This is a genomic window from Streptomyces sp. NPDC002867, assembly GCF_053591895.1.
On the sequence record NZ_JBSFUR010000017.1, the window covers coordinates 78,195 to 102,210 of the forward strand.

At 72.5% G+C, this 24,016-nt stretch carries 21 protein-coding genes; 10 read left to right on the forward strand and 11 right to left on the reverse strand.

The features are described 5' to 3' along the window. Nucleotides 1-43 precede the first annotated feature (43 nt). On the reverse strand, nucleotides 44-1,720 hold the full coding sequence (locus ACWD0A_RS18410; RefSeq protein WP_451299293.1) for an alkaline phosphatase D family protein: 1,677 nt from the start codon (nucleotides 1,718-1,720) through the stop codon (nucleotides 44-46). A gap of 88 nt (nucleotides 1,721-1,808) precedes the next feature. Then, a complete protein-coding gene (locus ACWD0A_RS18415) occupies nucleotides 1,809-2,462 on the reverse strand; it encodes an HNH endonuclease family protein (RefSeq protein WP_451299295.1) in 654 nt (217 codons plus the stop codon). A 194-nt stretch (nucleotides 2,463-2,656) separates the two neighbouring features. On the opposite strand from ACWD0A_RS18415, the gene ACWD0A_RS18420 reads away from it, so the two are divergent. Continuing rightward, the gene (locus tag ACWD0A_RS18420; protein ID WP_451299297.1) at nucleotides 2,657-3,406 is read left to right on the forward strand and encodes an ABC transporter permease; all 750 of its coding nucleotides are present in this window, start codon (nucleotides 2,657-2,659) and stop codon (nucleotides 3,404-3,406) included. A gap of 376 nt (nucleotides 3,407-3,782) precedes the next feature. Beyond that, entirely contained in the window at nucleotides 3,783-4,367 is a 585-nt protein-coding gene (locus ACWD0A_RS18425; RefSeq protein ID WP_451299299.1) for a TMEM165/GDT1 family protein, read from the forward strand. 102 nt (nucleotides 4,368-4,469) lie between these two features. Here ACWD0A_RS18425 and ACWD0A_RS18430 read toward each other — a convergent pair whose 3' ends face one another. Then, complete coding sequence (locus tag ACWD0A_RS18430; protein WP_451299301.1) at nucleotides 4,470-5,132, reverse strand: HAD-IA family hydrolase; 663 nt, start codon at nucleotides 5,130-5,132, stop codon at nucleotides 4,470-4,472. Nucleotides 5,133-5,269: 137 nt separating this feature from the next. Beyond that, nucleotides 5,270-6,001: a peptidoglycan-binding domain-containing protein gene (locus ACWD0A_RS18435; RefSeq protein WP_451299303.1), complete on the reverse strand. Its 732-nt coding sequence runs from the start codon at nucleotides 5,999-6,001 to the stop codon at nucleotides 5,270-5,272. A gap of 833 nt (nucleotides 6,002-6,834) precedes the next feature. Here ACWD0A_RS18435 and ACWD0A_RS18440 point away from each other — a divergent pair. Further along, nucleotides 6,835-8,910 carry a DHA2 family efflux MFS transporter permease subunit gene (locus tag ACWD0A_RS18440; protein ID WP_451299305.1) on the forward strand — a complete coding sequence of 692 codons (2,076 nt, stop codon included), beginning with the start codon at nucleotides 6,835-6,837 and terminating at the stop codon, nucleotides 8,908-8,910. A 3-nt stretch (nucleotides 8,911-8,913) separates the two neighbouring features. On the opposite strand, the gene ACWD0A_RS18445 is transcribed toward ACWD0A_RS18440, so the two are convergent. The 4 genes from ACWD0A_RS18445 to ACWD0A_RS18460 all read right to left on the reverse strand — a co-directional run bounded on the left by ACWD0A_RS18445 (nucleotide 8,914) and on the right by ACWD0A_RS18460 (nucleotide 12,316). Then, nucleotides 8,914-9,393: a GNAT family N-acetyltransferase gene (locus ACWD0A_RS18445; protein ID WP_451299307.1), complete on the reverse strand. Its 480-nt coding sequence runs from the start codon at nucleotides 9,391-9,393 to the stop codon at nucleotides 8,914-8,916. 62 nt (nucleotides 9,394-9,455) lie between these two features. Continuing rightward, a complete protein-coding gene (locus ACWD0A_RS18450; protein ID WP_451299309.1) occupies nucleotides 9,456-9,770 on the reverse strand; it encodes an antibiotic biosynthesis monooxygenase family protein in 315 nt (104 codons plus the stop codon). Nucleotides 9,771-10,465: 695 nt separating this feature from the next. Beyond that, nucleotides 10,466-11,161 (reverse strand): O-methyltransferase, encoded by a 696-nt coding sequence (locus ACWD0A_RS18455; protein WP_451299311.1) that lies wholly within the window; start codon nucleotides 11,159-11,161, stop codon nucleotides 10,466-10,468. Between the two features lie 15 nt (nucleotides 11,162-11,176). Beyond that, on the reverse strand, nucleotides 11,177-12,316 hold the full coding sequence (locus ACWD0A_RS18460) for a DUF2330 domain-containing protein (protein WP_451299313.1): 1,140 nt from the start codon (nucleotides 12,314-12,316) through the stop codon (nucleotides 11,177-11,179). Between the two features lie 258 nt (nucleotides 12,317-12,574). Here ACWD0A_RS18460 and ACWD0A_RS18465 point away from each other — a divergent pair, with 258 nt between their 5' ends. Next, the gene (locus tag ACWD0A_RS18465; RefSeq protein ID WP_451299315.1) at nucleotides 12,575-14,590 is read left to right on the forward strand and encodes a bifunctional glycosyltransferase 87/phosphatase PAP2 family protein; all 2,016 of its coding nucleotides are present in this window, start codon (nucleotides 12,575-12,577) and stop codon (nucleotides 14,588-14,590) included. 54 nt (nucleotides 14,591-14,644) lie between these two features. Here ACWD0A_RS18465 and ACWD0A_RS18470 read toward each other — a convergent pair whose 3' ends face one another. Next, nucleotides 14,645-15,079 (reverse strand): ATP-binding protein, encoded by a 435-nt coding sequence (locus ACWD0A_RS18470; RefSeq protein ID WP_451299317.1) that lies wholly within the window; start codon nucleotides 15,077-15,079, stop codon nucleotides 14,645-14,647. 99 nt (nucleotides 15,080-15,178) lie between these two features. On the opposite strand from ACWD0A_RS18470, the gene ACWD0A_RS18475 reads away from it, so the two are divergent. The 4 genes from ACWD0A_RS18475 to ACWD0A_RS18490 all read left to right on the forward strand — a co-directional run bounded on the left by ACWD0A_RS18475 (nucleotide 15,179) and on the right by ACWD0A_RS18490 (nucleotide 19,452). Next, nucleotides 15,179-16,024 (forward strand): helix-turn-helix domain-containing protein, encoded by an 846-nt coding sequence (locus tag ACWD0A_RS18475; RefSeq protein WP_451299319.1) that lies wholly within the window; start codon nucleotides 15,179-15,181, stop codon nucleotides 16,022-16,024. After that, the gene (locus ACWD0A_RS18480; protein ID WP_451299321.1) at nucleotides 15,996-16,247 is read left to right on the forward strand and encodes a DUF397 domain-containing protein; all 252 of its coding nucleotides are present in this window, start codon (nucleotides 15,996-15,998) and stop codon (nucleotides 16,245-16,247) included. The genes ACWD0A_RS18475 and ACWD0A_RS18480 overlap by 29 nt, the downstream gene beginning before the upstream one ends. Before the next feature lie 368 nt (nucleotides 16,248-16,615). Continuing rightward, nucleotides 16,616-18,676, forward strand: a complete 2,061-nt coding sequence (locus tag ACWD0A_RS18485) for an RICIN domain-containing protein (RefSeq protein ID WP_451299323.1) — start codon at nucleotides 16,616-16,618, stop codon at nucleotides 18,674-18,676. Between the two features lie 86 nt (nucleotides 18,677-18,762). Beyond that, nucleotides 18,763-19,452, forward strand: coding sequence for a hypothetical protein (locus ACWD0A_RS18490; RefSeq protein ID WP_451299325.1), 690 nt, complete (start codon nucleotides 18,763-18,765; stop codon nucleotides 19,450-19,452). A 78-nt stretch (nucleotides 19,453-19,530) separates the two neighbouring features. Here the strand turns inward: ACWD0A_RS18490 and ACWD0A_RS18495 are convergent, their stop codons facing one another. After that, a complete protein-coding gene (locus tag ACWD0A_RS18495) occupies nucleotides 19,531-20,778 on the reverse strand; it encodes a cytochrome P450 (protein ID WP_451299327.1) in 1,248 nt (415 codons plus the stop codon). A 281-nt stretch (nucleotides 20,779-21,059) separates the two neighbouring features. Between ACWD0A_RS18495 and ACWD0A_RS18500 the strand changes: the two genes are divergently transcribed. Both ACWD0A_RS18500 and ACWD0A_RS18505 read left to right on the forward strand, forming a co-directional pair. Beyond that, a complete protein-coding gene (locus ACWD0A_RS18500; protein WP_451299329.1) occupies nucleotides 21,060-22,229 on the forward strand; it encodes a steroid 3-ketoacyl-CoA thiolase in 1,170 nt (389 codons plus the stop codon). Nucleotides 22,230-22,311: 82 nt separating this feature from the next. Continuing rightward, the gene (locus tag ACWD0A_RS18505; protein WP_451299331.1) at nucleotides 22,312-22,767 is read left to right on the forward strand and encodes a nuclear transport factor 2 family protein; all 456 of its coding nucleotides are present in this window, start codon (nucleotides 22,312-22,314) and stop codon (nucleotides 22,765-22,767) included. Between the two features lie 51 nt (nucleotides 22,768-22,818). On the opposite strand, the gene ACWD0A_RS18510 is transcribed toward ACWD0A_RS18505, so the two are convergent. Next, nucleotides 22,819-23,853 carry an MBL fold metallo-hydrolase gene (locus ACWD0A_RS18510; RefSeq protein WP_451299333.1) on the reverse strand — a complete coding sequence of 345 codons (1,035 nt, stop codon included), beginning with the start codon at nucleotides 23,851-23,853 and terminating at the stop codon, nucleotides 22,819-22,821. Between the last annotated feature and the right edge of the window lie 163 nt (nucleotides 23,854-24,016).

The window sequence follows — 24,016 nt, forward strand, 5'->3', positions numbered from 1 at the left end:
CGCCCCGCACGGCCGGAACGCGTCACCCGGTCAGGGCCGTCCGTCAGTCCGTCAGGGTCCGCTCCAGCACGGTCGTCAGCTGCCGCGCCGCTCCGCCCCGCACCTCCTCCCGGCCCTCCGCCCTCTGGAGCCGCAGCGCGGCGGAACGGCCCCGCAGCGTCAGGGTCATCAGCTGGTTGCCGAACCACGGACCGCCCGTACGCCGCCAGTTCACGGACGGCGCGCCCGTGCGGCCGTGCCGGGCCAGCGCGCGGCCCAGCAGCCTCCCGAACCGGCTCCAGCCGAACCGGAACCCGACCCGGATCGCCGCGGGCACCGAATTGTGCAGCGGCGAGCACGTCAGCTGGAGCACCCGTGCCGCGGGCCGCCCGGCCGCCGGCCACACCGGCTCCGCCACATACGCGTGGTGCACGTCGCCGGACAGCACGCACACCGTCGCGGGGGCGCCCTCACGGGCGCCCGCCTCCGCGATCATGCGCGTCAGCTTCTCGAACGACGCCGGGAACGCCGCCCAGTGCTCCAGGTCCGCGCCTCTGCGCACCCGCTCGCTCAGCCGCGCCCAGCGCGCGCCGCGCCCGCCCCGGCACAGCGCCGCGTTCCACTCCTCCACGTCGTGGATCAGGGGCGGCAGCAGCCACGGGAGCGAGCTGCCGACGAGCAGGTGGTCGAGCGAGCCCCGGCCGTCGAGCGCCTGGTCCCGCAGCCACGTGGCCTCCTGCGGGTCGAGCATCGCCCGGGCCTGCTCCTCCAGCACGCGGCCGGCCCGCGTGTCGACCATCAGCACCCGGGTGCGGCCGAAGTCGCGGCGATAGCTCCAGCGGACCGAGGCCGGGTCGGCATCCGCCCGCAGCGCGAACTTCCGCAGCGCGTCGGTCCCGTCCCCGGCGGCCCGCACCTGCCCGTACAGCTCGTCGGCGTCCAGCTCGGCGGGGGAGAGGTTGCCCAGGTGCTGGTACACCCAGTACGACATGAGTCCGCCGGTCACCCGCTCCTGCCACCACGGCTTCGCCCGCATGTCCGCGAGCCAGGACGCGCTGGTGTTCCAGTCGTCGACCAGGTCGTGGTCGTCGAAGATCATGCAGCTGGGGACCGTCGACAGCAGCCAGCGCAGCTCGGGGTCGAGCCAGGACTCGTCGTACAGGCGTGTGTACTCCTCGAAGTCCGCGACCTGCTCCGCCGGCGCCGTGGCGCCGGTGCCCGCCGCGGCCCGCCGCCCGGCGATCCACCGGCGGGTCGTGTCCGACGTCTCGTCCGCGTACACCTGGTCGCCGAGCAGAAGCAGCACGTCGGGCCGCCGGGCGGCGGGATCGGCGGCGAGCGCGGCGGCCAGGGTGTCCAGCGCGTCGGGGCCCACCGGGTCGTGCCCGCCGGCGGGCGGCGCGGCCCAGCGGCAGGAGCCGAAGGAGACGACGACGTCCGCCGAGTGCGCCTCGGGCGTACGGATCGTGCTGGGCGGGAAGCGCGAGTCGGGCAGCGGCCACACCCGCTCGCCGTCGAGCAGCACCTCGTACGCCGAGGTCGTGCCCGGCGTGAGACCGGTCACGACCACGAGCGCGTAGTGGTGGCCCGCGACGGCGAACGTGCGCGAGGAGCCGTGGCCGCCGCCTTCGCAGCGCACCTCGGCCGTGCACGGGCGGTCCGCCTCGACCCAGACGGTCGCGCTCGTGCCCGTGTCCCAGTCCACGTACCGCAGCAGCGGCCCCAGGCGCAGCCCGGCCATGTGTGCCCCTTCCGTCGCTCCGTACGGTACGGAACGACGGAAGGGGCGGCCTGGTTCCATCCGGCGTGCGGGGGCCCGGGGGCTGCGGTCAGCAGCCGTTGAGTATGGACTGGAGCGCGCTCTTCTCGGCGGAGTCGACCTTCAGGTTCCAGTAGTACTTGGTGTGCACCCACATCCGGGCGTACATGCAGCGGTACGAGGTGACCGAGGGCAGCCACTCGGCCGGGTCCTGGTCGCCCTTGGCCTGGTTGACGTTGTCGGTGACCGCGATCAGCTGCGGGCGTGTCAGGTCGTTGGCGAACTGCTGGCGCTTGGAGGTGGTCCAGCTGTTCGCGCCGGAGCGCCACGCCTCGGCGAGCGGGACGATGTGGTCGATGTCGACGTCGGAGGCCGCGTACCAGGTGGCGCCGTCGTACGGGGAGTACCAACTGCCGCTCACGGCCGCGCAGCCGGAGTCCTGGACGACGTTCGAGCCGTCGCGCTCGAGGACGACCTCGCGGGTGTTGCAGGCGCCCGACTGGGTGATCCAGTGCGGGAACAGGTCACGGCTGTAGCCGGTCGAGGAGCCCTCGGGGGCGACGGTCAGCTGGCTGAGGTAGCTGCGGGCGGTGGAGGCGCTGACAGGAGTGGGCGGCGCGGCCTGCGCGGCGGGAGCGGTCGCCAGCAGGCCGGTGGCCGCGACGGCGGAGGCTGCGGCGAGGACGGCCGCCCGGCGGGCGTGACGCGCGTAGACACCAAACATGCGAACTCCTTGGGTAGTGGGGGGATCGTGGCCGCCCCCGCGCCCTTCGGTGCGGGAGGGGCCCAGGCGTGGCCATGCTCGCGGCGCCAGGTTGCTCGGGGATGGGCGCCAGGTAACAGAGTGACGACATGAGCACGTCACATCAAGGGTTCTGACGCTCCGGCACCGTCCGTCCCACGGGCTAGGGTTGCCGCGTGCTGCTGCCGGTCAACCTCACCCTCGGGGCCGTACTGGCCGTCCTGCTCGCCGTCGCGGCGACCGTCGCCGCCCTCGCCCACCTGGGCCGTTCACGCGCGATCGCCGTCGCGGGCGTGCGCGCGGCGGCCCAACTCGCCGTCGTCTCCCTCGCGATCGGCTGGGTCGTCCGAGCCGTACCGCTGCTCCTCGCCTTCCTGCTGCTGATGTACGCCGTCGCCGTGCGCACCGCCGGGCGCCGTATCACCGTCAACTCCACCTGGTGGTGGGCAGCGCTCCCGATCGCCGCCGGCGTCCTCCCCGTGGTCGCGGCCCTCCTGCTGACCGGGCTCGTGCCCGTGAAGGGCATCACCCTCGTCCCCGTGACCGGCATCCTCATCGGCGGTGCGCTCACCGCGACCGTCCTCGGCGGCCGCCGGGCCCTGGACGAACTGGCCCAGCGCCGCGGCGAGGTGGAAGCGGGCCTCGCCCTCGGCCTGCCGGACCGGGACGCCCGCATGGAAGTGGCCCGCGAGCCCGCCTCCGACGCCCTGCTGCCCGGTCTCGACCAGACCAGGACCGTCGGACTCGTCACGCTGCCGGGTGCGTTCGTCGGCATGCTGCTCGGCGGCGCGTCACCGGTGGAGGCGGGCGCGGTGCAACTCTTCGTGCTCGTCGCCCTGATGGCGGTCCAGGCCGTCGCCGTCGCGGTGGTGCTGGAGCTCGTCGCCCGGGGCCGGCTGCACCGAGACGGCACGGACACTCCCTGACCGCGGCGGCGCGGCCCGTCGCCGGCCGGACCATCGGCTCGGTGACGGTCCCCTCCCGCCGACCCCGTGCACCGCGACGCCGCACGTGCCCGGTGTGACGTAGGCCCCGGAGGCCGGGACCAAGGTCCCTGACGGGGCCGGCCGGACGGTCGCGTATGCTGGGGGGACCGTAAGGGGAGTAGCTCTTCGCCGGAACGTCGACATACTGCCGGGCCTCGTGCCCGGCCGGCGCCCGGAGGCGGACTCGTCCGAGACCGCCAGCGAGACCTTCGGCCGCAGTGTCCATGTCATTCATGGCGCTGCCGTGCCGAAGCGACCCCTGAAACGCTCAGGACTCTCGGCAGGGCCGCGCCCGACCGATTGAGGTTTTCCCTCCATGATCAGCTTTACCGTCATGGCGATCACGTTCGGTGTCGTCTTCCTCGCCGAGCTGCCCGACAAGACCGCCCTGGCCGGTCTGATGCTCGGCACCCGGTACCGCGCCTCGTACGTCTTCGCCGGGGTGGCCTCCGCCTTCGCCGTCCATGTCGGGCTCGCCATCGCGGCCGGCAGCGTGCTCACCCTGCTGCCGCACCGGCTGGTGCAGGCCGTCGTCGGCCTGCTGTTCCTCGCCGGTGCGCTGATGCTGCTCCTGAAGAAGGACGACGGCGACGAGGAGAGCATCAAGGCGCCGGCGGACCAGTCCTTCTGGAAGGTCTCGGGGGCCGGGTTCATGCTCATCCTCGTCGCCGAGTTCGGTGACCTGACCCAGATCATGACCGCCAACCTCGCGGCCCGTTACGACAGCCCGCTCTCCGTCGGCCTCGGCGCCGTGCTGGCGCTGTGGGCCGTCGCCGCGATCGGGATCCTCGGCGGCCGGACGCTGATGAAGTACGTGCCGCTGCGGCTGATCACCAGGATCGCCGCCGCGCTGATGCTGGCCCTGGCCGCGTTCAGCCTGTACGAGGCCGTCGCGGCCTGACCGCCTCGGCGGTCGGCCCGGGGCGGGCCGGGCGGTTCGCCGGCCGTGACGCGCCGGACCTCGCCCCTGCGGGCGAGGTCCGGCGCGGGGAGGCGGACGCCGTCAGGCGCTGAGTTCGATCGTGCCGTCGGGGTGGGCGGTCACCGTGAGGTGCGTCAGGTCCGGCACGTACAGGTCGGGGGCGAAGGCGTCGGCCCTCGGGCCGACGCCGACGACGCGCATGCCCGCCGCGCGGGCCGCCGTGATCCCGGCCTCGGAGTCCTCGAACGCCACGCAGTCGGCGGGGCCGTACCCGAGCTCGGCCGCGCCCTTGAGGAAGCCCTCCGGGTCGGGCTTGCTCGCGCCCACGCACTCGGCGGTCACCCGCACCGCGGGCATCGGCAGTCCTGCCGCGTTCATGCGGGCCGTGGCCAGCGCCTCGTCGGCCGAGGTCACCAGGGCGTGCGGGAGGCCGGCGATCGCGGCCAGGAAGGCGGGCGCGCCCTCGACGGGCACGACGCCGTCCGTGTCGGCGGTCTCCTGGGCGAGCAGGACGCGGTTGTCCGCGTGGTTCTGCTCCATGGGCCGGTCGGGGAGGAGGACGGCCATGGTCGCGTAGCCCTGGCGCCCGTGGACGACCTTGAGCGCCTCGTCGGGGTCGAGCCCGTGCTCGACGGCCCAGGCGCGCCAGCAGCGTTCGACCACGGCGTCCGAGTTGACGATGGTGCCGTCCATGTCCAGGAGCAGGGCACGGGCGGTCAGGACGGGCGTGGTGGTGGCCGGCATCGGCGTGGCTCCAGGGCGCGGGGAAGGAGACAGAGCGGTTCCGCCCGCCGGTCAGGGAGTGCGGGCGGAACCACTTTGTTCCTACACGATACAAAAGAGGGGCGGGTGCGCGCCACCCCGCCTCCGCGCCGGCCTCGTCACGGCTCGCTCGTCTCCGCCTCCAGGGACCGGCGCGTCTTCTGCCCGTAGACGCCGAGGGGGTCGCTCTTGATGCCGCGTGCCCACTGGTACCGCGCCACGGCGTCCTCGACGCTCTCGCTGTACTGCCCGTCCGCGGGGCCCTCGTACAGCCCGATCTCCGCCAGCCGCAGCTGGAGCTCGGTCACGGCGGGTCCGCTGTCGCCCTTCTGCAGCGTTTTCGCCGAGGGCCGCCTCGGCTGCTCCTCCGACACGCTGCCGGTCCCCACGGCGGTCGACGGCGCGCTCGGGGCCGGGGCCGCGGGAGCGGACCCGGCGGGTGCCGTGCCGTCCGCCGAGGCCGGTGCGGAGGAGCGCCCCGATGAGGACGCCGACGCGGAAGGGGACGCCGACGCGGAGGAGGAGGCGGAGGGCGAACCGGTCACGGACGGGGGAGCGGACGGCGCGTCCGGGCCGACGTTGAGGCTGGGGCCGCTCGTGTCCCGGTCGGGCATCGACACGTGGTCCGGTTCGCGCTCCCCGGAGAACAGGCCGCCCGCGAACGCGACGGTCCCCGCGACGGCGAGAACGGCCGCGCCGACGACGACGGCGACGGCCGCGCGCCGCCGCGGCGCGCGCCCGGCAGGCGGGGCGGCGTCAGGGGCGTGGCCGTCGAGCGGAGGCAGCTCGTGCGCGTCGTCGTCCCACGCCGCGCCGGGCTCACCGGGGGCTCGTACGACCCCGAAAGCCATGGTGGCGGCGTCCTCGGGCCCGGCCTGCGGTACGGGAACGTGGTGCGCCCCGGGTCCACCCGGCGCAGGCCCCAGCCCGGCGGTCGCCTGCCCGACGGTCTCGGGCCCGACCACGCCGGGGGGCACAGCCCCGGCCGGACCGACCGGCCCGGTCGGCCAGGGCTCGCCGCGTGTCACGACCGCACCCACGCCGCCCGCGGCCCCCGCGTGCCCGGGGCCGACGACCCCGGCCCCCGCTCCGTCCGGCGCGATCGGGCCCGTCGGCCTGACGGCTGCGGACCCCGTCGCCCCCGGCGTCGTCCCGCCCGCAGGGCTGACGGCCCCCGCCGCTCCGGCCAGGGGCGGGAGCGGACCGGCGGGCGGGAGCGGGCCCGCCGACAGGACGGCCTCGGCTCCGGCCCCCGGCACAGTCCCGTCGACAGGGCGGACGGGCTGCGGTCGCGGTGCCTCGTGGGGGAGCGGGGGCGGCGGGGGCGGCGGAGCCGTGTCGGGGAAGTCCGGGTCCGGGAGCGCCACATAGGGGCGTATCCGAAGCGGATCGTAGTCCTCCGCCGCGGCGGCACGTGCCTGACGCTCCGCCCTCATCGCCTCCACCGCTCTCCGCGCGCAGTCGCATCCGGATCCGGCGCCGCCGTCCGCGCTCCGCGGTCTGCCGCACTCGGAACAGCTGTTTCCGGTCATGGCCGGTCCCTCCCCTAGGAATGCCGCCGATTATGCAGACGCCCGGTGCCCCGCCGCACGGCACCACCCCGCCTGTCCCGGCCCCAAAGCCGCTCGGCAGGCCATAACCGGACACACCCACCACGATGGAAGGGAACGCGAAGGAGATCCGCATGGCCCAGGAAGTGAGTACCGCGCACTCGCCCTCGGCCCCGGGAGGGGGCCGGAACCGCCGGACCGTACTCGTCGCCATCGGAGCCCTGCTGCTGGGCATGCTGCTCGCCGCACTCGACCAGACCATCGTCGCCACCGCGTTGCCGACCATCGTCAGCGAACTGGGCGGCATGGAGCACCTCTCGTGGGTGGTCACCGCCTACCTGCTGGCCTCCACCGCCGCCACCCCCCTGTGGGGCAAACTCGGCGACCAGTACGGCCGCAAGAAACTCTTCCAGGCCGCCATCGTCATCTTTCTCTTCGGCTCCGCCCTGTGTGGCATCGCGCAGAACATGCCCCAACTCATCGCCTTCCGCGCCCTCCAGGGCCTCGGCGGCGGCGGGCTCATGGTGCTGTCCATGGCGATCGTCGGCGACATCGTCGCGCCCCGCGAACGCGGCCGCTACCAGGGCCTGTTCGGCGCCGTCTTCGGCGCGACCAGCGTCCTCGGCCCGCTCCTCGGCGGATTCTTCACCGAACACCTCAGCTGGCGCTGGGTGTTCTACATCAACCTGCCCATCGGCGTCGTCGCGCTGCTCGTCATCGCCGCCGCCCTGCACATCCCGGCCCGCGCCACCCGGCACACGATCGACTACCTCGGCACGTTCCTCATCGCCTCCGTCGCCACCTGTTTCGTCCTCGTCGCCTCCCTCGGCGGCACCACCTGGGCGTGGGGCTCGGCACAGATCATTGCGCTCGCCGTGCTCGGGGCCGTCCTGCTCGTGGCGTTCGTCGCCGTCGAGCGGCGCGCCGCCGAACCGGTGCTGCCGCTGAAGCTGTTCCGCATCAGGACGTTCAGCCTCGTCGCCGTCATCAGCTTCGTCATCGGCTTCGCGATGTTCGGGGCGATGACGTACCTGCCGACGTTCCTCCAGGTCGTGCAGGGCGTGTCGCCCACCATGTCGGGTGTGCACATGCTGCCGATGGTCCTCGGCATGCTGATCACCTCCACGGCGTCCGGGCAGATCGTCAGCCACACCGGCCGCTGGAAGGTGTTCCCCGTCGCCGGAACGGCCGTCACCGCGCTCGGACTCGTCCTGCTGCACCAGCTGAAGGAGTCCAGTTCCCCCTGGCAGATGAGCGCGACCTTCTTCGTCTTCGGCGCCGGACTCGGCCTGGTCATGCAGGTGTTGGTGATCGTCGTGCAGAACGCGGTCAGTTACGAGGACCTGGGCGTCGCCACGTCCGGTGCGACGTTCTTCCGGTCCATCGGGGCGTCGTTCGGCGTCGCCGTCTTCGGCACGATCTTCACCAACCGGCTGGAGGACAAGCTCGCCGACGCCCTCGCCGGACGGCAGGTGCCGCCCGGCGCGGGCGCGTCCGAACTCGCCGCCGACCCGCGCGCCATCGCCGAACTCCCGCCGCCGCTGCGCCCGTCCGTACTCCACGCGTACGCCACGTCCATCACGGACGTCTTCCTGTACGCGGTGCCGGTCGTCCTCGTCGCGTTCCTCGTCTCCTGGTTCCTCAGGGAGGACAAGCTGCGCGGCTCGGTCACCGCGCCCGAGCCCAGCCAGACGCTCGCCTCCAACCCGGTCGAACGCTCCTCGCACGACGAGGTGGCCCGCGCGCTGTCCGTCCTGGGCTCCCGCGAGGGACGCCGGCACATCTACGAGAAGATCACCGCGCGCGCCGGGTACGACCTGCTGCCCGCGTCCAGCTGGCTCCTGTTGCGCATCAGGCGGCACGGCATGGTGGAACCGGCCCGCCTCGCCGAGACCACACCGGTGCCGCTGCGCGCCGTCACCGAGGCGGCCCGCGAGATCGAAGGGCGTGGGCTGGCCCGCCGCGAGGGCCTGGACCTCCTGCTCACGGACCGGGGCGCGGAGGTGGCGGCCCGGCTGTCGCAGGCCCGCGAGGAGTCGATGGCGGAGCTGCTGGGCGACTGGTGGGGGCCGGACCGGCCGACCGACCTGATCCAGCTGGTGCGCGAGCTCAACAGCGAGCTGTGCGGATCGGACGCGGAACGGCCCCGCAGCCCTGAGCCGCGCGGCGACCACGAGCGGCCTGCGGTGGAGTACCCCCACCGGCACTGAGCGCTAGAGCTTCTTGCCGTACCAGATCTCCATGTACGGGCCGGTGCAGTACGCCGGGATCTCCTCGTACCCGTGCCGTACGTACAGGGCCCGGGCGGCGAGCAGATCCAGCCGGGTGTTGAGCACCATGCGGCGGGCGCCCAGCGCGCGGGCCTCGTGCTCCAGCAGGTCCATGAGCAGCCCGGCGCCCCCGAGGCCGCGGAAGGCGGGGCGGACGAACACGCGGGTGAGCTCGGCCCGTTCCCCGTCCAGCATCAGCACGCCGCCGCAGGCGGCGGGCTCGCCACCGTACCGCCCGACGACGAACTGGCCCGTGGGCGGGACGAGTCGCTCGGCGCCGTCCCCGGTCAGGCCCTCGTCGATCTCGGCGTCGGTCGCCGGCCGCTTCCAGTAGCTGCCGGCGACGTCGCCGTAGTAGGCGCGGCGCAGGGCACAGGCGTCGTCGGTGTCGACGGCCTCCGGGGTGAGGGTCCACTCGGTCATACGGACCTCTGTATCCCCGGCGGGTCCTTCCGGCCAATGAATTACGTGCGCGGCGCCGCGGGTCAGGCCTTGGGGGCGGCCTGCTGGACGACCTCGAAGGACCACACGGTCGACCCGCTGGCGGCGGGCTTCGGCCGCTCGCCGCCGCCTTGGTGCGCGGCCTTCATGGGGCCCTCCATCCACGCCTGGAACGACTCCTCGTCGCGCCAGCGGGTGTACACGAGGTACTGGTCGGTGCCCTCGACGGGCCGCAGCAGCTCGAACCACTCGAACCCGTCGGACGACTCGACGGCGCCGGCGCGGGAGGCGAAGCGCTTCTCGAGGGTGTCGCGCTGGTCGGCGGGAACGGTGAGGACGTTGATCTTCACGATGCTCATCCCCCCATCCTGCCGCACGCCCCCGCCGGGGACGCGACGCGCTCGCGGGTCTCCGCCCCACGCCCCGCGCCTCAAACTCCCCTACGGCCTGGCGGCCGTGGGTGGGGGTCCCTCCGGCGAAGCCAGGGGGAGTGCCCCCGGCGAGGCTGGATTTCGCGCAGCGAAATCAGCCCGTCCGGCGTTTGAGGACACCGCGCGAAGCGCGGTACGGGGCGAAGCCCCGAATGGCGGCTGGGACGCCATCCTGCGCCCGCAGGGCGCGTGGCGTGGCCGGGGGGCAGGGGCGGAGCCGCGAAGCCGCACGGCCCGGGGCGGAGCCCGAGGCCCGCGCCCCGCAGGACGCGAGGCCCATGGGGCCTGGGGCGGAGCCCGCGGCCGCGCCCCGCATGGGGCAGGGCGCACGGGGCCGGGGCGCAGTCCACGGGCCTGGGCGAGGCGAGCCCGGAACGGCGGCTGGGACGCAGCCCGCGCCCGCGGTAACAGGGCGGAGCCGCGAAGCCGCAACTGGGCCTAGGGCGGAGCCCCGATGCCGCGCCCCGCGCCCCGCATGCGCAGGTGCACGGCCGCCGAGGGCGCGAGGCCATGGAGCCCGGGGCGGAGCCCTCAGGCCGTGGCACGGCCCGGAATCCGGGCCGGCGCGGCGCACGGGGGCTGGGGCGGAGCCCCGGTTCGGGAAGGGGCGGGGTGGGGAAAGGTCAGCTCACCACGCGCGCCACCAGCAGCCCGTCCCACCCCTTCACACCCACCGTCTGCACCACCGTCGCGTCCAGCCGCGGCTCCTCCGACACCAGCCGGTACATCTCCCGCGTGCCGACAATCGCCGGGTCCTCGCTCGACGGGTCCGTCACCCCGCCGCCGCGCACCACGTTGTCCACCACGATCACGCTTCCCGGGTGCGTCAGGCGCAGGGCCCATTCCACGTAGCGGGCGTTGTTCGCCTTGTCCGCGTCGATGAAGACCAAGTCGAACGGGCCGGCCCCCGGCTCCGCCGCCAGGCGGGGGAGCAGGTCCAGCGCCGCGCCCGTCCTGACCTCGGCGACCTTGTCGCAGCCCGCGCGGGCCAGGTTCGCGCGGGCCACGTCCGCGTGCGCCGGGTCGTATTCGAGCGAGATCAGCCGGCCGTCCTCGGGCAGCGCGCGGGCCAGCCAGATCGTGCTGTAGCCGCCCAGCGTGCCGATCTCCAGCGCCGTGCGCGCTCCCTGGATCCGGGCCAGCAGATGCAGCAGTTTGCCCTGGTTCGGGGCGACGTTGATCGCCGGGAGCCCCGCCTCCTCGCTCGCGGCCAGTGCCCCCGTGAGCGTCTCGTCCTCGGGCACGAGAAGCTCGCCGACGTAGCGGTCGACGGCGTTCCACCGGTCCTGCAGTCGGTCCTGCGCAGCGTCCTCAGTCATACGGGTCACGCTATTTCACGGCACGCGAGGCGGCACACGCATTTGGCACGGCGGCTCGACCGGTCGCCCGCGCCGCCGTGCCCGTACGCCCCGCAGCACCGCCGCCGACGCCCCGGCGGCGACCGCGACGAACGTCAGGAGCCACACCGGTACGCCCCCGAGCGTCAGCAGGTCGTCGTCCCACACCACCCGCCGAAAGGGTGTGTCTTCGGCGGCCGCCCGCAGCTCATGGTCCCCGCTGATCCGGGACGGGTCGGGAAACTCCTGGTCCAGGACGGTGAGGAAGCGTTCCTTCCCGCCCGTGAGACGGCCCAGCTCCCCACCCGGGGCCGTCACCCGCCCCGCGTACGTCACCTCCGGCTCGCTGCCGCCGATCGCCGAGCGCGGCTCCATGCGGTGGTCGGCGAGCACGAACAGGCCGAGGGACTGGGCGGTGTCCGCGCGCCGCGACAGCCGCATCGGATAGACGAGTTCGTCGCTCGCGAACCGCAGCCGCAGGGGGTCGAGCGTGCCCGTCAGCACCGCGCCCTCCTCTCGCGGCGCGAGCCGTACGGCGACGTACTCCCAGCCCCGATCGACGTACGGCTCCAGGTCGCCGGTGAGGCCGGCGGGCATCTCGAAGCCGTTCTCGTCCAGCCAGTCGCCCAGCGCGTCCGGGTCGGTCGCCGTCAGCCGGGCGACGTCGAAGTCACCCAGCCGTTCGCGGCCGACCACGCCGACCCCGTCGTCCCGGGCCGCCGCACCCGGCGGCGTGGCCCCCGCGCCGTCCGCGTCGTCGAACGGCCAGTCGCCGCCGCGCGGCCAGAAGTAGTGCCGCTCGCGGTACTCGGGCGCGGCGATGCGCACCAGTTCGTCGAAGAGCGCCCCGTCCGCCAGGTCGACCGTGGCCCGCCCCGGCACCGGCATGATCCATGCCGCCCGCGGCGTGTCGGACGTGACCGTGAAGCGCATGACGATCTGCTCGGTGCGGCCGTCCCAGTCGACCACCGACGTTTCCCGGCCCACCGAGATGCGCGCGTTCCGGTCGGGCACCATCGCGCCGCAGCCGCAGGCATGGGCCGGTGCGACAAGAGCCCCGAGCTGGAAGCCGAGCAGCAGCAACAGGACGACGAGCGCGCGCGGGCGCGGCCCGCGTTCTTGTATGTTCCCCCGCATGCCTCCTGTGACGGTGCCGGACGCCTCGGCGGTTCCGGCTGGTCAGGGCCTCCCGGGTGAGACCGGGTGGAAAAAATCGGACAGTGACGGGGTGACAGTCAGGCAAAGAGGGGGTTGCCTGGGTCTTTCCGACAGGGCAGTGCGACGCTCTGCCGACGCCCTGTGAGGCCGGAACCGGACGGCAGGACGGCAGGACCAGGACGACACGACGTACCAGGACGACACGACGGCGGCAACGGTGGGGAGGCACGGCGCGACGTGGCGAACGCGGAGGGCAGCGTGCGCGGCAGCACGGCGACGGACTCGAGGATCGGGGCGGCCAGGGCGGCGCTGTGGCTCGTCGCCGCCGTCCTCGCCGTACGCCAGACGGCGGCGGTGCTGCGGCAGCCGCCCGGTGAACGGCTCACCGACCTGGAGACCTGGATCGGCCCCAGCGGCGTGCTGCACGTGACGGGCGGCCTCTACGACGCCGGCCGGTTCACCGGCACCCCGTTCGCCGGGCTCGTACTCAAACCGTTCGCCGGCTCCGCCGAGCAGAGCCTCGGCGTCGCCTGGACGCTCGGCACCCTGCTGCTCGTGGTCGCCCTCGGCCTCGTCGTCTCGCGCGCCCTGCCCGTGCCCGTGTCGCGCCGCAGCACCCTGCTGGCCGCGCCGGTCGCCATCAGCCTGTTGATGCTGTCCCTGCCGGTGCGCAACAGCTTCCACCTCGGCCAGACCAGCATCATCCCCGTCCTGCTCGTCCTCCTCGGCTGCTTCGCCGCGCGCGGCGAGAGATCCTCCGGCCTGCTCATCGGTCTCGGCGCGGCCCTCCAGCCCACCGTTCTGCTCTTCGCGCCGCTGCTGTGGTTCACCGGCCGCAGGCAGGCCGCCGCGACCGCCACGGGCGCCTTCGCCGGACTCTCCGCCCTCGCCTGGGCCGCGCTGCCCGGCGACTCGTGGACGTACTGGGTCCACCATGTCGCCGGAGCCGGGCTCGGCGCCCGTCCCGACAGCCTCGCCAACCAGTCCCTGCACGGCGCCCTGCTCCGCCTCGGCCTCCAGGGCCCGCTGGAGGTCGCCCTCTACCTGGCCCTCGCCGCCGCCGTCGCGTTCCTCGGCCTGCGCCGCGCCGTCCACTACGCCCGCGACGGCCAGGTCCTCCTCGCCGTCGCGCTCACCGGCTGCGTCGCCGTCGCCGTCTCCCCGACGGCCTGGCAGCACCAGTTGCTGTGGGTGCTCCTCGCCGTCGCCGGCCGGGTCGGCAAGCGCGCCTGCGACCGCATGCTGTGGCCGGTCCTCGTCGTCCTGGTGACGACACTCCCGGGCAAGATGCTGCTGCCCAACATGGCGGTGCTGCACCCGATCCGCGACAACGCCCTGCTCATCGCCGCGCTCGCCGCGGCCTGCGCGGTGCCGTTCCTGTCGCTCGAATCGCCGTACTTCCGGCGTCCCGTCCCCACGCAGTACGCCCGGCTCCTGCCCGCGCGCTGGAGCCGCGTACCGCTGCTCCCGTTCTGGCGGCGCGTGCTCAGCCGCCCGAACCTGCTCCTCGAACTGCTGGTGATACGCGTCGGCTACTCGGTGTACTCGCACATCCGCGCCGCCGCGACCGGCAGCGTGGACGCGGCGGAGTCCCACGCCCGGCAGATCCTTTCCTTCGAGGGCGCGCTCGGCATCGACATCGAGCACTGGGTCAACCAGGCGGTGGTGCGGACGGACTGGGCGGAGGCATTCTTCGACTTCTACTACACGTCCTTCCACTTCGTGATCCCGCTGAGCATCCTCGGCGTCCTGTACGTCCGCCGCCCCTGCGACTACCGCTGGGCCCGCACCTCGCTGGCCTTCGCGACGCTGCTCGCGCTGCTCGGGTTCTGGCTGTACCCGCTCGCGCCGCCGCGCCTGATGCCGGGCATGGGCTTCGTCGACACGGTGCACGGACCGCAGGATCTGGCCAACCCGGATTACGGCGCGATGACGGCCGTCACCAACCAGTACGCGGCCATGCCGTCGCTGCACTTCGGCTGGTCGCTGTGGTGCGGACTGGTCGTGCTCGTGCTCGCACCCAAGCTGTGGATGAAGCTCGTCGCGCTCCTGCACCCGCTGTTCACGGTGTGTGCGATCGTCGCCACCGCGAACCACTGGGTGCTCGACGCGGTCGGCGGCGCGGCCGTGGTCGGCGCGGGCTTCGGCCTCACGTACGTCCTGGCCGGACGCCGTCAACTCCAGGTCCCGGCTCATGCCGTGCCGGCCGCCAGGGCGGCCGAGGCCAGGGAAGTCGCCGTCACGCGTGCGTGAGCCCCGGGAGGTACGGGACGTGCGTCCCGCACCCTCCGGGGTGGATCGTCGCGTTCAGCCATCCTCCGACAGTTCGGCCGGTTCCGCCACTTGAGCGACGGCCGGGGCGACCTCGAACCAGACGGTCTTGCCGACGCCGCCCCGGCCGCTCTCCACGCCCCATTTGTCGACGACGGCGTCGAGCAGCGCCAGTCCCCGTCCGTTTTCGTCGTCGTCGCCGGCGTGCCGCAGCACCGGCAGCCGTTCGTCGCTGTCCGACACCTCGACGCGTACGCCGTCGGGATGCCGCAGGATGAGCAACCCGCAGTGTCCGCCGGGCACATGGCGCACGACGTTGGCCAGCAGCTCGGTGACCGCGAGTTCGACGGAGTCGATGAGCTCGCGCAGTCTCCACAGCGTCAGGTAGCAGCGGACGATCCGCCGGACGTGTCGCGCGGAGTGGGCGCCTGCGGTGAGGCGCATACCGTACTGGGGAATGTCTTCGTTCACGGTACGAGCCTGGCCTGCGGTGACTACGCTGGGCTACCGAACGTACGCAACATGCTTGGCCGTTGCGGGAGTTGAGCGAGTCGAGCAGGGGGTCCCGCCATGTCCGTCGTCCGCCACATCAACGCCCTCGATCCGAGCGCGTCGCCGCTCGACTACTACGGCTACGAACTGCGCCGTCACCGCGAGACGGCGGGCCTGACGCAGAAGCAGCTCGGCGCGATCGTCAATTACACGGGTTCGCTGGTGGGCCAGGTGGAAACGGCCCGGAAGCTGCCGACGGCGGAGTTCAGCGAACGCGTGGACGCGGCGCTGGGAACGGGCGGGCTGCTGTCGCGGCTGCTGGGGCTGGTGCTGCGCAGCCAGCTCCCGGCGTGGTTCCAGCAGGTGGCGGAGCTGGAGGCGCGCGCGACGGAGATCTGTACGTTCCAGACGCACATGGTGCACGGCCTGCTCCAGACGGAGGGCTACGCCCGCGCGGTGCTCGGCACGATGGACCCGACGAACCTCGACGACCGCACGACGGTCAGGCTCGCGCGCCAGCGCATCCTGGAGAAGGAGGAGCCGCCGGTCCTCTGGGCGATCTTGGGGGAGGCGGCGCTGCGGCAGGAGATCGGCGGCGCGGAGGTGATGCGCGGTCAACTGGAGCGGCTGTTGTCGTACGAGGGCAATCCCCGGGTCAACGTGCAGGTGCTGCCGTACACGGCGGGCGCGCATGCCGGACTGACTGGCTCCTTCAACCTCTACCGCTTCCCCGCCGACCCTACGATCCTCTACACCGAGGGCTACGGGACGGGCCATCCGACGGCCAACCCGACCACGGTCAAGGACTGTTCGCTCCGTTACGATCACCTGCAGGCCGCAGCCCTCTCGATCAAGGACTCGGCGCAGCTGATCCGAGACGTCCGGGAGGAGCGCTATGCAGAGCAGCACGACACAGTGGCGTAAGTCGAGCTACAGCAGCGACCAGGGCGGCGACTGCGTCGAATGCGCGCCCCTCGGCGGCGCCGCCTGGCGCAAGTCGAGCTACAGCGGCGACCAGGGCGGCGAATGCGTCGAGTGCGCGCCGCTCACCCACGCCGTCGCCGTCCGCGACTCCAAGGACACCACTCGCCCGGCCCTTCACCTCTCGCGCGCGGCGTTCGCCGCGTTCGTCGATTCCTTGCGGTGATACGGGAGCAGTAGCGGATCGGTTATTCACCGTCATCGCCAGGACAGCGGCCTCCTTCCCTCGGCGGGAAGGAGGCCGCACTGTTTGTGATCGCACCAATTCGCCTGGTGAAAAAGGAAGTTGACGGGCATTCAAAAATGCGCCGATCCATATTTCGATCAGATTACGACATCCTTAAATGGGACTAGACCACGAGGGGTCGACGCGCGTAACTCCCTTGCGCAGAAGGCGAGTTGACTGATCATCAATTCAAGAGCGTTGATAACAGAACGACTTCGGAAAAGTCGATCCCATTTGTCTGAATTTTCCGATCATTTGGTCTGGCAAGCTTTCGCGCACCCATCCCCTGACCAAGGAAGAGGTGCAGTTTGTCCGGACGCAGAAGACTCAAGAAGCCTCCGCGTCGTAAGTCCCGCGGGCTCATACTCGGCACGGCCGCGGTCGCCGTCATGGCGGTCGTGGCCGGAGTGGCCTACCAGGCGATCCAGCCGGGGTCGGACACAACCCGACCGCTGTCGATCGCCCAGGGGGAGGCGCTCGCGGCGACCCCGGAGCCGGCCAAGGAGCCGGCTCGCGACAAGGACCCCGAGCCGCTCAAGGAAGTGCCCAGGAGCGAGCCCGAGCGGGGCATGATCTACGAAGGGCTGAAGCCCGCGCACGAGGGGGATCCGTGCGCGGGGGTGTACCGCACGGCCGGCGGTCACTGCACTCATGGCCCTGACGCCCCTCCGAAGGGCGTCGACATCAAGAAGGACACCCCGCCCGCGGTGAAGGCCGCCGCACCCGCGGAGGATCCGACCAGGACGGGGAGCGCGAAGCCTTCCGGGGGGGAGCTTCCGCGCAAGGCACCCGCACTCGACGCCGCGGCCGGCAAGGCGAGCAGCCCTCCGGCTGCCGGGGGTTCCGCCTCGCAGGCCCCCGCGGCCAACGGGCCCGCCGGGCAGACCGTGCGCTGCGACGGCGACGGCAACAGCGGCAACCGTGTCCAGGTGGTGTACGTGCACGCCCCCGGCCGGGACCGGTACGCGGAGTACTTCCCGTCGTTCCGCAAGTGGGCCGCCGACGCCGACCTCATCTACTCGGAGAGTGCCAAGGACACCGGCGGTGTGCGGAACATCCGCTATGTGACGGCCGCCGACTGCACGCCGACCGTGCTCAACATCGAGCTCCCGGCCTCCGCGCTGTCCGAGTTCAGCGCCACGAACAGGGCGCTCGCGGCCAAGGGCCTCGACCGCCGTGACCGCAAGTACATGATCTTCGCGGACACGCAGGTCTACTGCGGCATCGGCAGCTTCGCCGGGGACGAGCGTCCCGGTCAGAACAACCTCAGCAACTTCGGCCCGTCCTACGGCCGTACCGACACCGGTTGCTGGGGCGGACACACCGCGGCGCACGAGCTGGGCCACAACCTCGGCGCGGTGAACAACAGCGCGCCCAACACCAGCCGGGGTGCGCACTGCACGGACGAGTACGACGTCATGTGCTACTCGGACACCCCGTACTACCCGAGGATGCGCTACGTCTGCCAGGGCCAGGACTACGAGAACCGTCTGGACTGCAACCACGACGACTACTTCCACACCAACCCCAGGCAGGGCAGCTATCTCGCCACGCACTGGAACATCGCGGACAACCAGTTCCTGATCAAGGGCAACATCGGGACCGACCCGAACCCCAGTCCCACGCCGACGACCCCGACGCCCAAGCCCACACCGACGAACGGCTCCGGCACCGGGCCCGCCGTCACCGTCGGGCAGATCGGCCCGGACTCCGCAGTCGCCGGCTGGAACGCGGTCAGCGGTGCCGCCTGGTACCAGATCTTCCTGAACGACCAGGCCATCGGCTGGGTGCAGGCGACCAGCGCCCGTATCTACAACCTGAAGCCGGGAACGAACTACACCGTTTCCGTCTCGGTGCGTGACTCCTCGGGCCGCGACAGCGGTCGGGGCAAGGCGGCCTCGTTCCGCACCTCCGGCGGTGGTGACGGCGGTGGTACGACGCCCACGCCCGACACGCGCTATCTGCTCACCAACGGCGCGACCGGGAACGCCGCCGAGATCTGGGGTGGCAGGAGCGGCGACGGCACCGTCCTCGTCGGCTCGCAGCACAACGGATACGCCCAGCAGCAGTGGTACTTCGACAGCGCGGGCAACGGCTACACCCGTCTCCGTTCCGCCGTCTCCGGCAAGTGCCTCCAGGTCGGCGGCGCCCCCTCCGCCGGCATGTATGTGGCGCAGCAGCCCTGCGCCGACACCGCTGCCCAGCGGTGGAGGATCGCCCGGAGCGGCAACGGCGTGACGGTGACGGCCGGTGACAGCCGCTACGTACTCGGCGTCAGCAACCGCCCGTACTACGGGTCGTGGCTGATCGAGCTGCAGAACGCGGCGGGCGCGCCGGCTCAGGTGTGGACGGTCCAGAAGGCCGCCTGAGCCTGAGGGCCCCGCATCGGTTCCCATGACGGCCGGCGGGCCTGTGGCCCGCCGGCCGTTCCCGTTCCACCCCCCACATCTCATCCATGGAGGACATCGTCATGCGCCGAGCCCTCGTCCCGGCCGTCGCCACCGCGTTGGCGGGCGCGGCCCTGTCCCTGACCACCGCCACCGGCGCCCTGGCCCACGGCGACACCCTGAAGGTGGAGATCACCGGACACGACTTCGGTCGCGTGCGGACGACCGTCACCTGGGAGAACGACAACGACCCGGTCGACGAGCGGGTCGCTGCCACGGTGAACGCGGTCAGCGCCGACGGGAGCGGGGCCCTCGGCCCCTGGAAGCTCGTCCGCGACCCCGCCTCGGCGACCGGTTACACCACCGCGGAGGCGCTGCCCCCCGGGCGCTGGAGGGTCACCGTGGAGGCGGGCCATCCAGGGCTCGGCCGGGACGAGGAGGAGATCACGGTCTCTCCTGGGACCCCTGCCTCGCCCACGGCCGGGCCGGGCACGGTACGGCCCACGGCCGGACCCGGCACGGAGCGGCCCACGGCCGGAGAAGGTACGGCAGAGCCCGCGTCCGCCACGCCCGCCGAGTCCGGGGGAGGCGACGGCAAGGGGCGGACCACCGCGGCTGCCGCCCCCGACACAGCTGCCCGTTCCGGTACGGGGGGAACGGGCACCCTCCTGGTGGCAGGGGGAGTCCTGTTGGCGTGTGCGGCCGGTGCCGGCGTCGTCCGGCGCATCCGCCGCGCCGGGGCGCGGGGAGCCCGCTGACCTGAGGGCCCGGCGGGGGACGGGGGCGGGGCGTAGGGGATGCCCCCGTCCTCCCTGTCCGGGTACGGCGCGTGCGGCTCAGCCGCCCACGCCGACCTGGAGTTCCTTGATGCCGTTCAGCCACGCCGAGCGCAGGCGGCGGGGGGCGCCCGCCAGGTGGAGACCGGGGAGGGTGTCGGCTATCGCGTGGAAGATCAGGTCGATCTCCATCACCGCCAGTGACTTGCCCAGGCAGAAGTGCGGGCCTCCGCCGCCGAAGCCGAGGTGCGGGTTGGGGTCGCGGGTGATGTCGAAGACCTCGGGACGGTCGAAGACCTCCGGGTCGTTGTTGGCGGAGGAGTAGAACAGGCCGACCCGGTCACCCTTCTTGACGCGGGCGCCGCCCAGGTCGACGTCCTGGGTCGCCGTGCGCTGGAAGGAGACCACCGGGGTCGCCCAGCGGACGATCTCCTCGGCCGCCGTCGACGGGCGCTCGCGCTTGTACAGCTCCCACTGGTCCGGGTGGGTCAGGAACGCGTGCATCCCGTGGCTGATCGCGTTGCGCGTCGTCTCGTTCCCGGCCACCGCCAGCAGGATCACGAAGAAGCCGAACTCGTCGGAGGACAGGTTCCCTTCGCCCTCCGCGGCGACGAGTCGGCTCACGATGTCCTTCGCCGGACACTCCTTCCGGGCGGCCGCCAGGTTCATCGCGTACGAGACGATCTCCATCGCCGCCTCGGTGCCGACCTCCTCCGTGATCGCGTACTCGGGGTCGTCGTAGGCGGCCATCTTGTTGGACCAGTCGAAGATCTTGGAGCGGTCCTCCTGGGGAACGCCGATGAGTTCGGCGATCGCCTGGAGCGGGAGTTCGACGGCGATGTTCGTGACGAAGTCGAAGCTGCCGTCGTCCCCGGCGCGGGCGAGCGCCGTCTCGACGATCGAGCGCGCCCGGCGGCGCAGCGCGTCCTCCAGGGAGCGCACCGCGCGCGGGGTGAAGCCGCGCTGGACGATCTGGCGTACGCGGGTGTGCTCCGGCGGGTCCATGTTCAGCATGATCAGCTTCTGGACCTCGATCTGGTCACGGCTGATCGACTCGTTGAAGCGGATGACCGCCGTGTTGGTGTTCGACGAGAACAGCTCCGGGTGCGTGGAGACGTGCTTGACGTCCGCGTGCCGCGTGACGACCCAGTAGCCCTCGTCGTCGAATCCGGAGACGCCAGCCGGCTGCGCGCACCACCACACCGGGGCCGTGCGCCGCATCTCGGCGAACTCCGGGTGGGGGACGCGTGCCTGGAGGAGGTCGGGGTCGGTGAAGTCGAACCCGTCGGGCAGATGGGGGCAGGACATCGGCAGCTCCGCGTTCGGGTCGGACGGTCTGACGGCCCATCAGAAGGTGTCCGAAAGGTAGTAACGAGTTCTACAAGTGGCAAGGGTCACGGCTGCAGCAGTTGCCCGGAAAGGGTGCACCGGGGGCGTGCAGGAGTCTTGCGTACCGGCGGTAGCACTTACGACACTTCACGTGGAACTAGAACGCGTACCAGTTCGCGAGTGTGAGGCGCAGGCACAGACAGAGGCACAGGCCCAGGGCGCCGGGACGCCCGGAGGCCGCGCGAGGAGAGGACGAGCTCATGGCCGCGGAACCCGTCATCGTCGAAGCCGTACGCACCCCCATCGGCAAGCGGGGAGGACTCCTCGCCAACCTCCACCCCGCCTACCTGCTCGGCGAGACCTACCGCGAACTCCTCGGCCGCACCGGCATCCCCGCCGACTGCGTCGAGCAGATCGTCGGCGGCACCGTCACGCACGCCGGCGAGCAGTCCATGAACCCCGCCCGCACCGCCTGGCTCGCCATGGGCCTGCCGTACGAGACGGCCGCGACGACCGTCGACTGCCAGTGCGGCTCCTCGCAGCAGGCGAGCCACATGGTCGCCAACATGGTCGCCTCCGGCGTCATCGACATCGGCATCGGCTGCGGCGTGGAGGCGATGTCGCGGGTGCCGCTCGGCAGCGGGTCCAAGCACGGGCCCGGCAAGCCCTTCCCGGACGAGTGGAACGTGGACCTGCCCAACCAGTTCCACGCCGCCGAGCGGATCGCGCGGCGCCGCGGGCTGACCCGCGAGCGCGTGGACGCCCTCGGGCTCGTCTCGCAGGAGCGGGCCGCGATCGCCTGGAGCGAGGAGCGGTTCAAACGCGAGACGTTCGCCGTGCAGGTGCCGACGACCGAGGAGGAGCAGGCCGCCGGCCAGGGCATGTGGCGGCTCGTCGACCGCGACGAAGGGCTGCGGGACACCTCGGTGGAGGCGCTGGCACGGCTGAAACCGGTCATGCCGAACGCCGTGCACACCGCCGGGAACTCCTCGCAGATCTCCGACGGGGCCTCCGCCGTCCTGTGGGCGTCCAAGCGGATGGCGCGGGCACTGAAACTCAAGCCCCGCGCGCGGATCGTCGCGCAGGCCCTCGTCGGGGCCGACCCGCACTTCCACCTCGACGGCCCGATCGACGCCACGCGCGCGGTGCTCGGCAAGGCGGGCATGTCACTGAAGGACATCGACCTGGTCGAGGTCAACGAGGCGTTCGCGGCCGTGGTGCTGAGCTGGGCCCAGGTCTTCGACCAGGACCTGGACAAGCTGAACGTCAACGGCGGCGGCATCGCCCTCGGCCACCCGGTCGGCGCGACGGGCGCGCGGCTGATCACCACCGCCCTTCACGAACTCGAGCGCTCGGACAAGGAGTTCGCGCTGATCACGATGTGCGCGGGCGGCGCGCAGGCGACCGGCACGATCATTCAGCGGCTGTGAAACGGCCTCCCGTGATCCCGTGATCCCGTGATCCCGTCCGCGTGTTGACCTCAAGTGCGGTTGAGGCAGCACGCTTGCCGTCATGACCGCACAGAGGGATCACCACGACATCAGCACGCTCGTCAGCCGCCTCTTCAGGGCCCTGGACGCCCGCGAGTTCGCGGAGGGATGGGCCGACGGCTGCTTCACGGACGACGTGCGCACCACGACCCCGGTCGGCGACGCCGGAGGCGCCGACGCCGTATGCCACGCCGAGGTCGCCGTCGGCCGGTTCGCCCGCACCCAGCACATCGCCTCCGACGTCCTGGTGGACGTCGGAGGCGACGGGGAGACGGCGACCGCCTCGTGGAACGCGCTGATGGTGCACGTCCACCACGACTCGACCCTGCGGGAGCGCGGCGAAGGGGCGAACCCGCTGTTCACCGTGGGCGGTGTCTACGAGACGGAGCTGCGGCGCACGCCCGGCGGCTGGCGGATCAGCCGTATGGACGTGCGGGCCCTGTGGACCACGGGCGAGCCGCCCGTGGTCACCGCGTAAGGAGGGACGGTTCGCCGAGCACGAAGCCGAGGCCCGGCCCGGGGACGCGGCTCACACCGCGACGTACCGTGCGGGCGCGCTGCCGGGCACCTCCTCCGCCCGGCCCAGCTTCACCAGCCGCCGCAGATGCGACTCGGCCTCGGAGACCGCGATGGTGCGGGAGCCGTACGGGATCTCGGCCCAGGGCCTGTTCCACTCCATCAGCTCCGCGACCTGCCAGGGCGTGAGCGGCGTCGACAGCAGGCGCAGCAGCCCGGCGAGCCGCTCCTCGTGGTGGGCGAGCAGCTCCCGCACACGGCCCGTCGCGTCGGCGAAGGCGTGCTGGTGGGCGGGGAGCACCTCGGCGACGCCGAGCCGGCCGACGCGTTCGAGGGAGTCGAGGTAGTCGCCGAGGGGGTCGGTGACGGTGTCGTCGTCCGGGTCCTCGTACAGCCCGATGTGCGGGGTGATGCCGGGCAGCAGGTGGTCCCCGGAGAACAGCCGGCCGTGCCCGGGGCGCTGTGCCGGGTGGTCCTCCTCCAGGTGCAGGCAGACGTGGCCGGGGGTGTGGCCGGGTGTCCACACGGCGCGCAGCCGGCGGCCCGCGAGGTCGAGCAGCTCGCCGGGGACGATCTCGCGGTCGGGCAGGGCGGCGCGCAGTCCGGGCAGCCGTCCGCCGCCGGTGGCCCGCGCGGCGCGCAGCGGGGCCAGGTGGTCCTCGGGCGCCCCGGCCCGCTCCAGTTTGTCGGTCAGATAGGCGAGCCACACGCCCGGTTCGGCCTCGCGGGTGCGGCGGACGACGGCGGCGTCGGCGGCGTGCATCGCGATCCACGCACCGGACGCCTCACGGATGCGTCCGGACAGGCCGTGGTGGTCGGGGTGGTGGTGGGTGACGATCACGCCGTGGATCTCGGCGGCCGAGGTTCCGCAGGCTTCGAGTCCGGCGGTGAGGGTGTGCCAGGAGCGGGGGTCGTCCCAGCCCGTGTCGATGAGCACCGGGCCCCGGTCGGTGTCGAGGAGGTGGACCACGGTGTGGCCGAGGGGATTGTCGGGAATCGGGACGCGGAGGGAGCGTACGCCGCCTCCGTGGTCGGTCACCTGCGTCATGGAGTGCTCATCTCCCGTCCACCCAAGGGCCGTTGCCCGTCCGTCGACTATAACGAGAACCGGTTCTCATGGTTGCCCTGGTCTCCTGCCTGCGGGGGGTTGGGTGCCGGTCGGCGTCGCGCCCGGTGACCGGTCGCCACCCGTGGACTCCTGGAACAGGAAC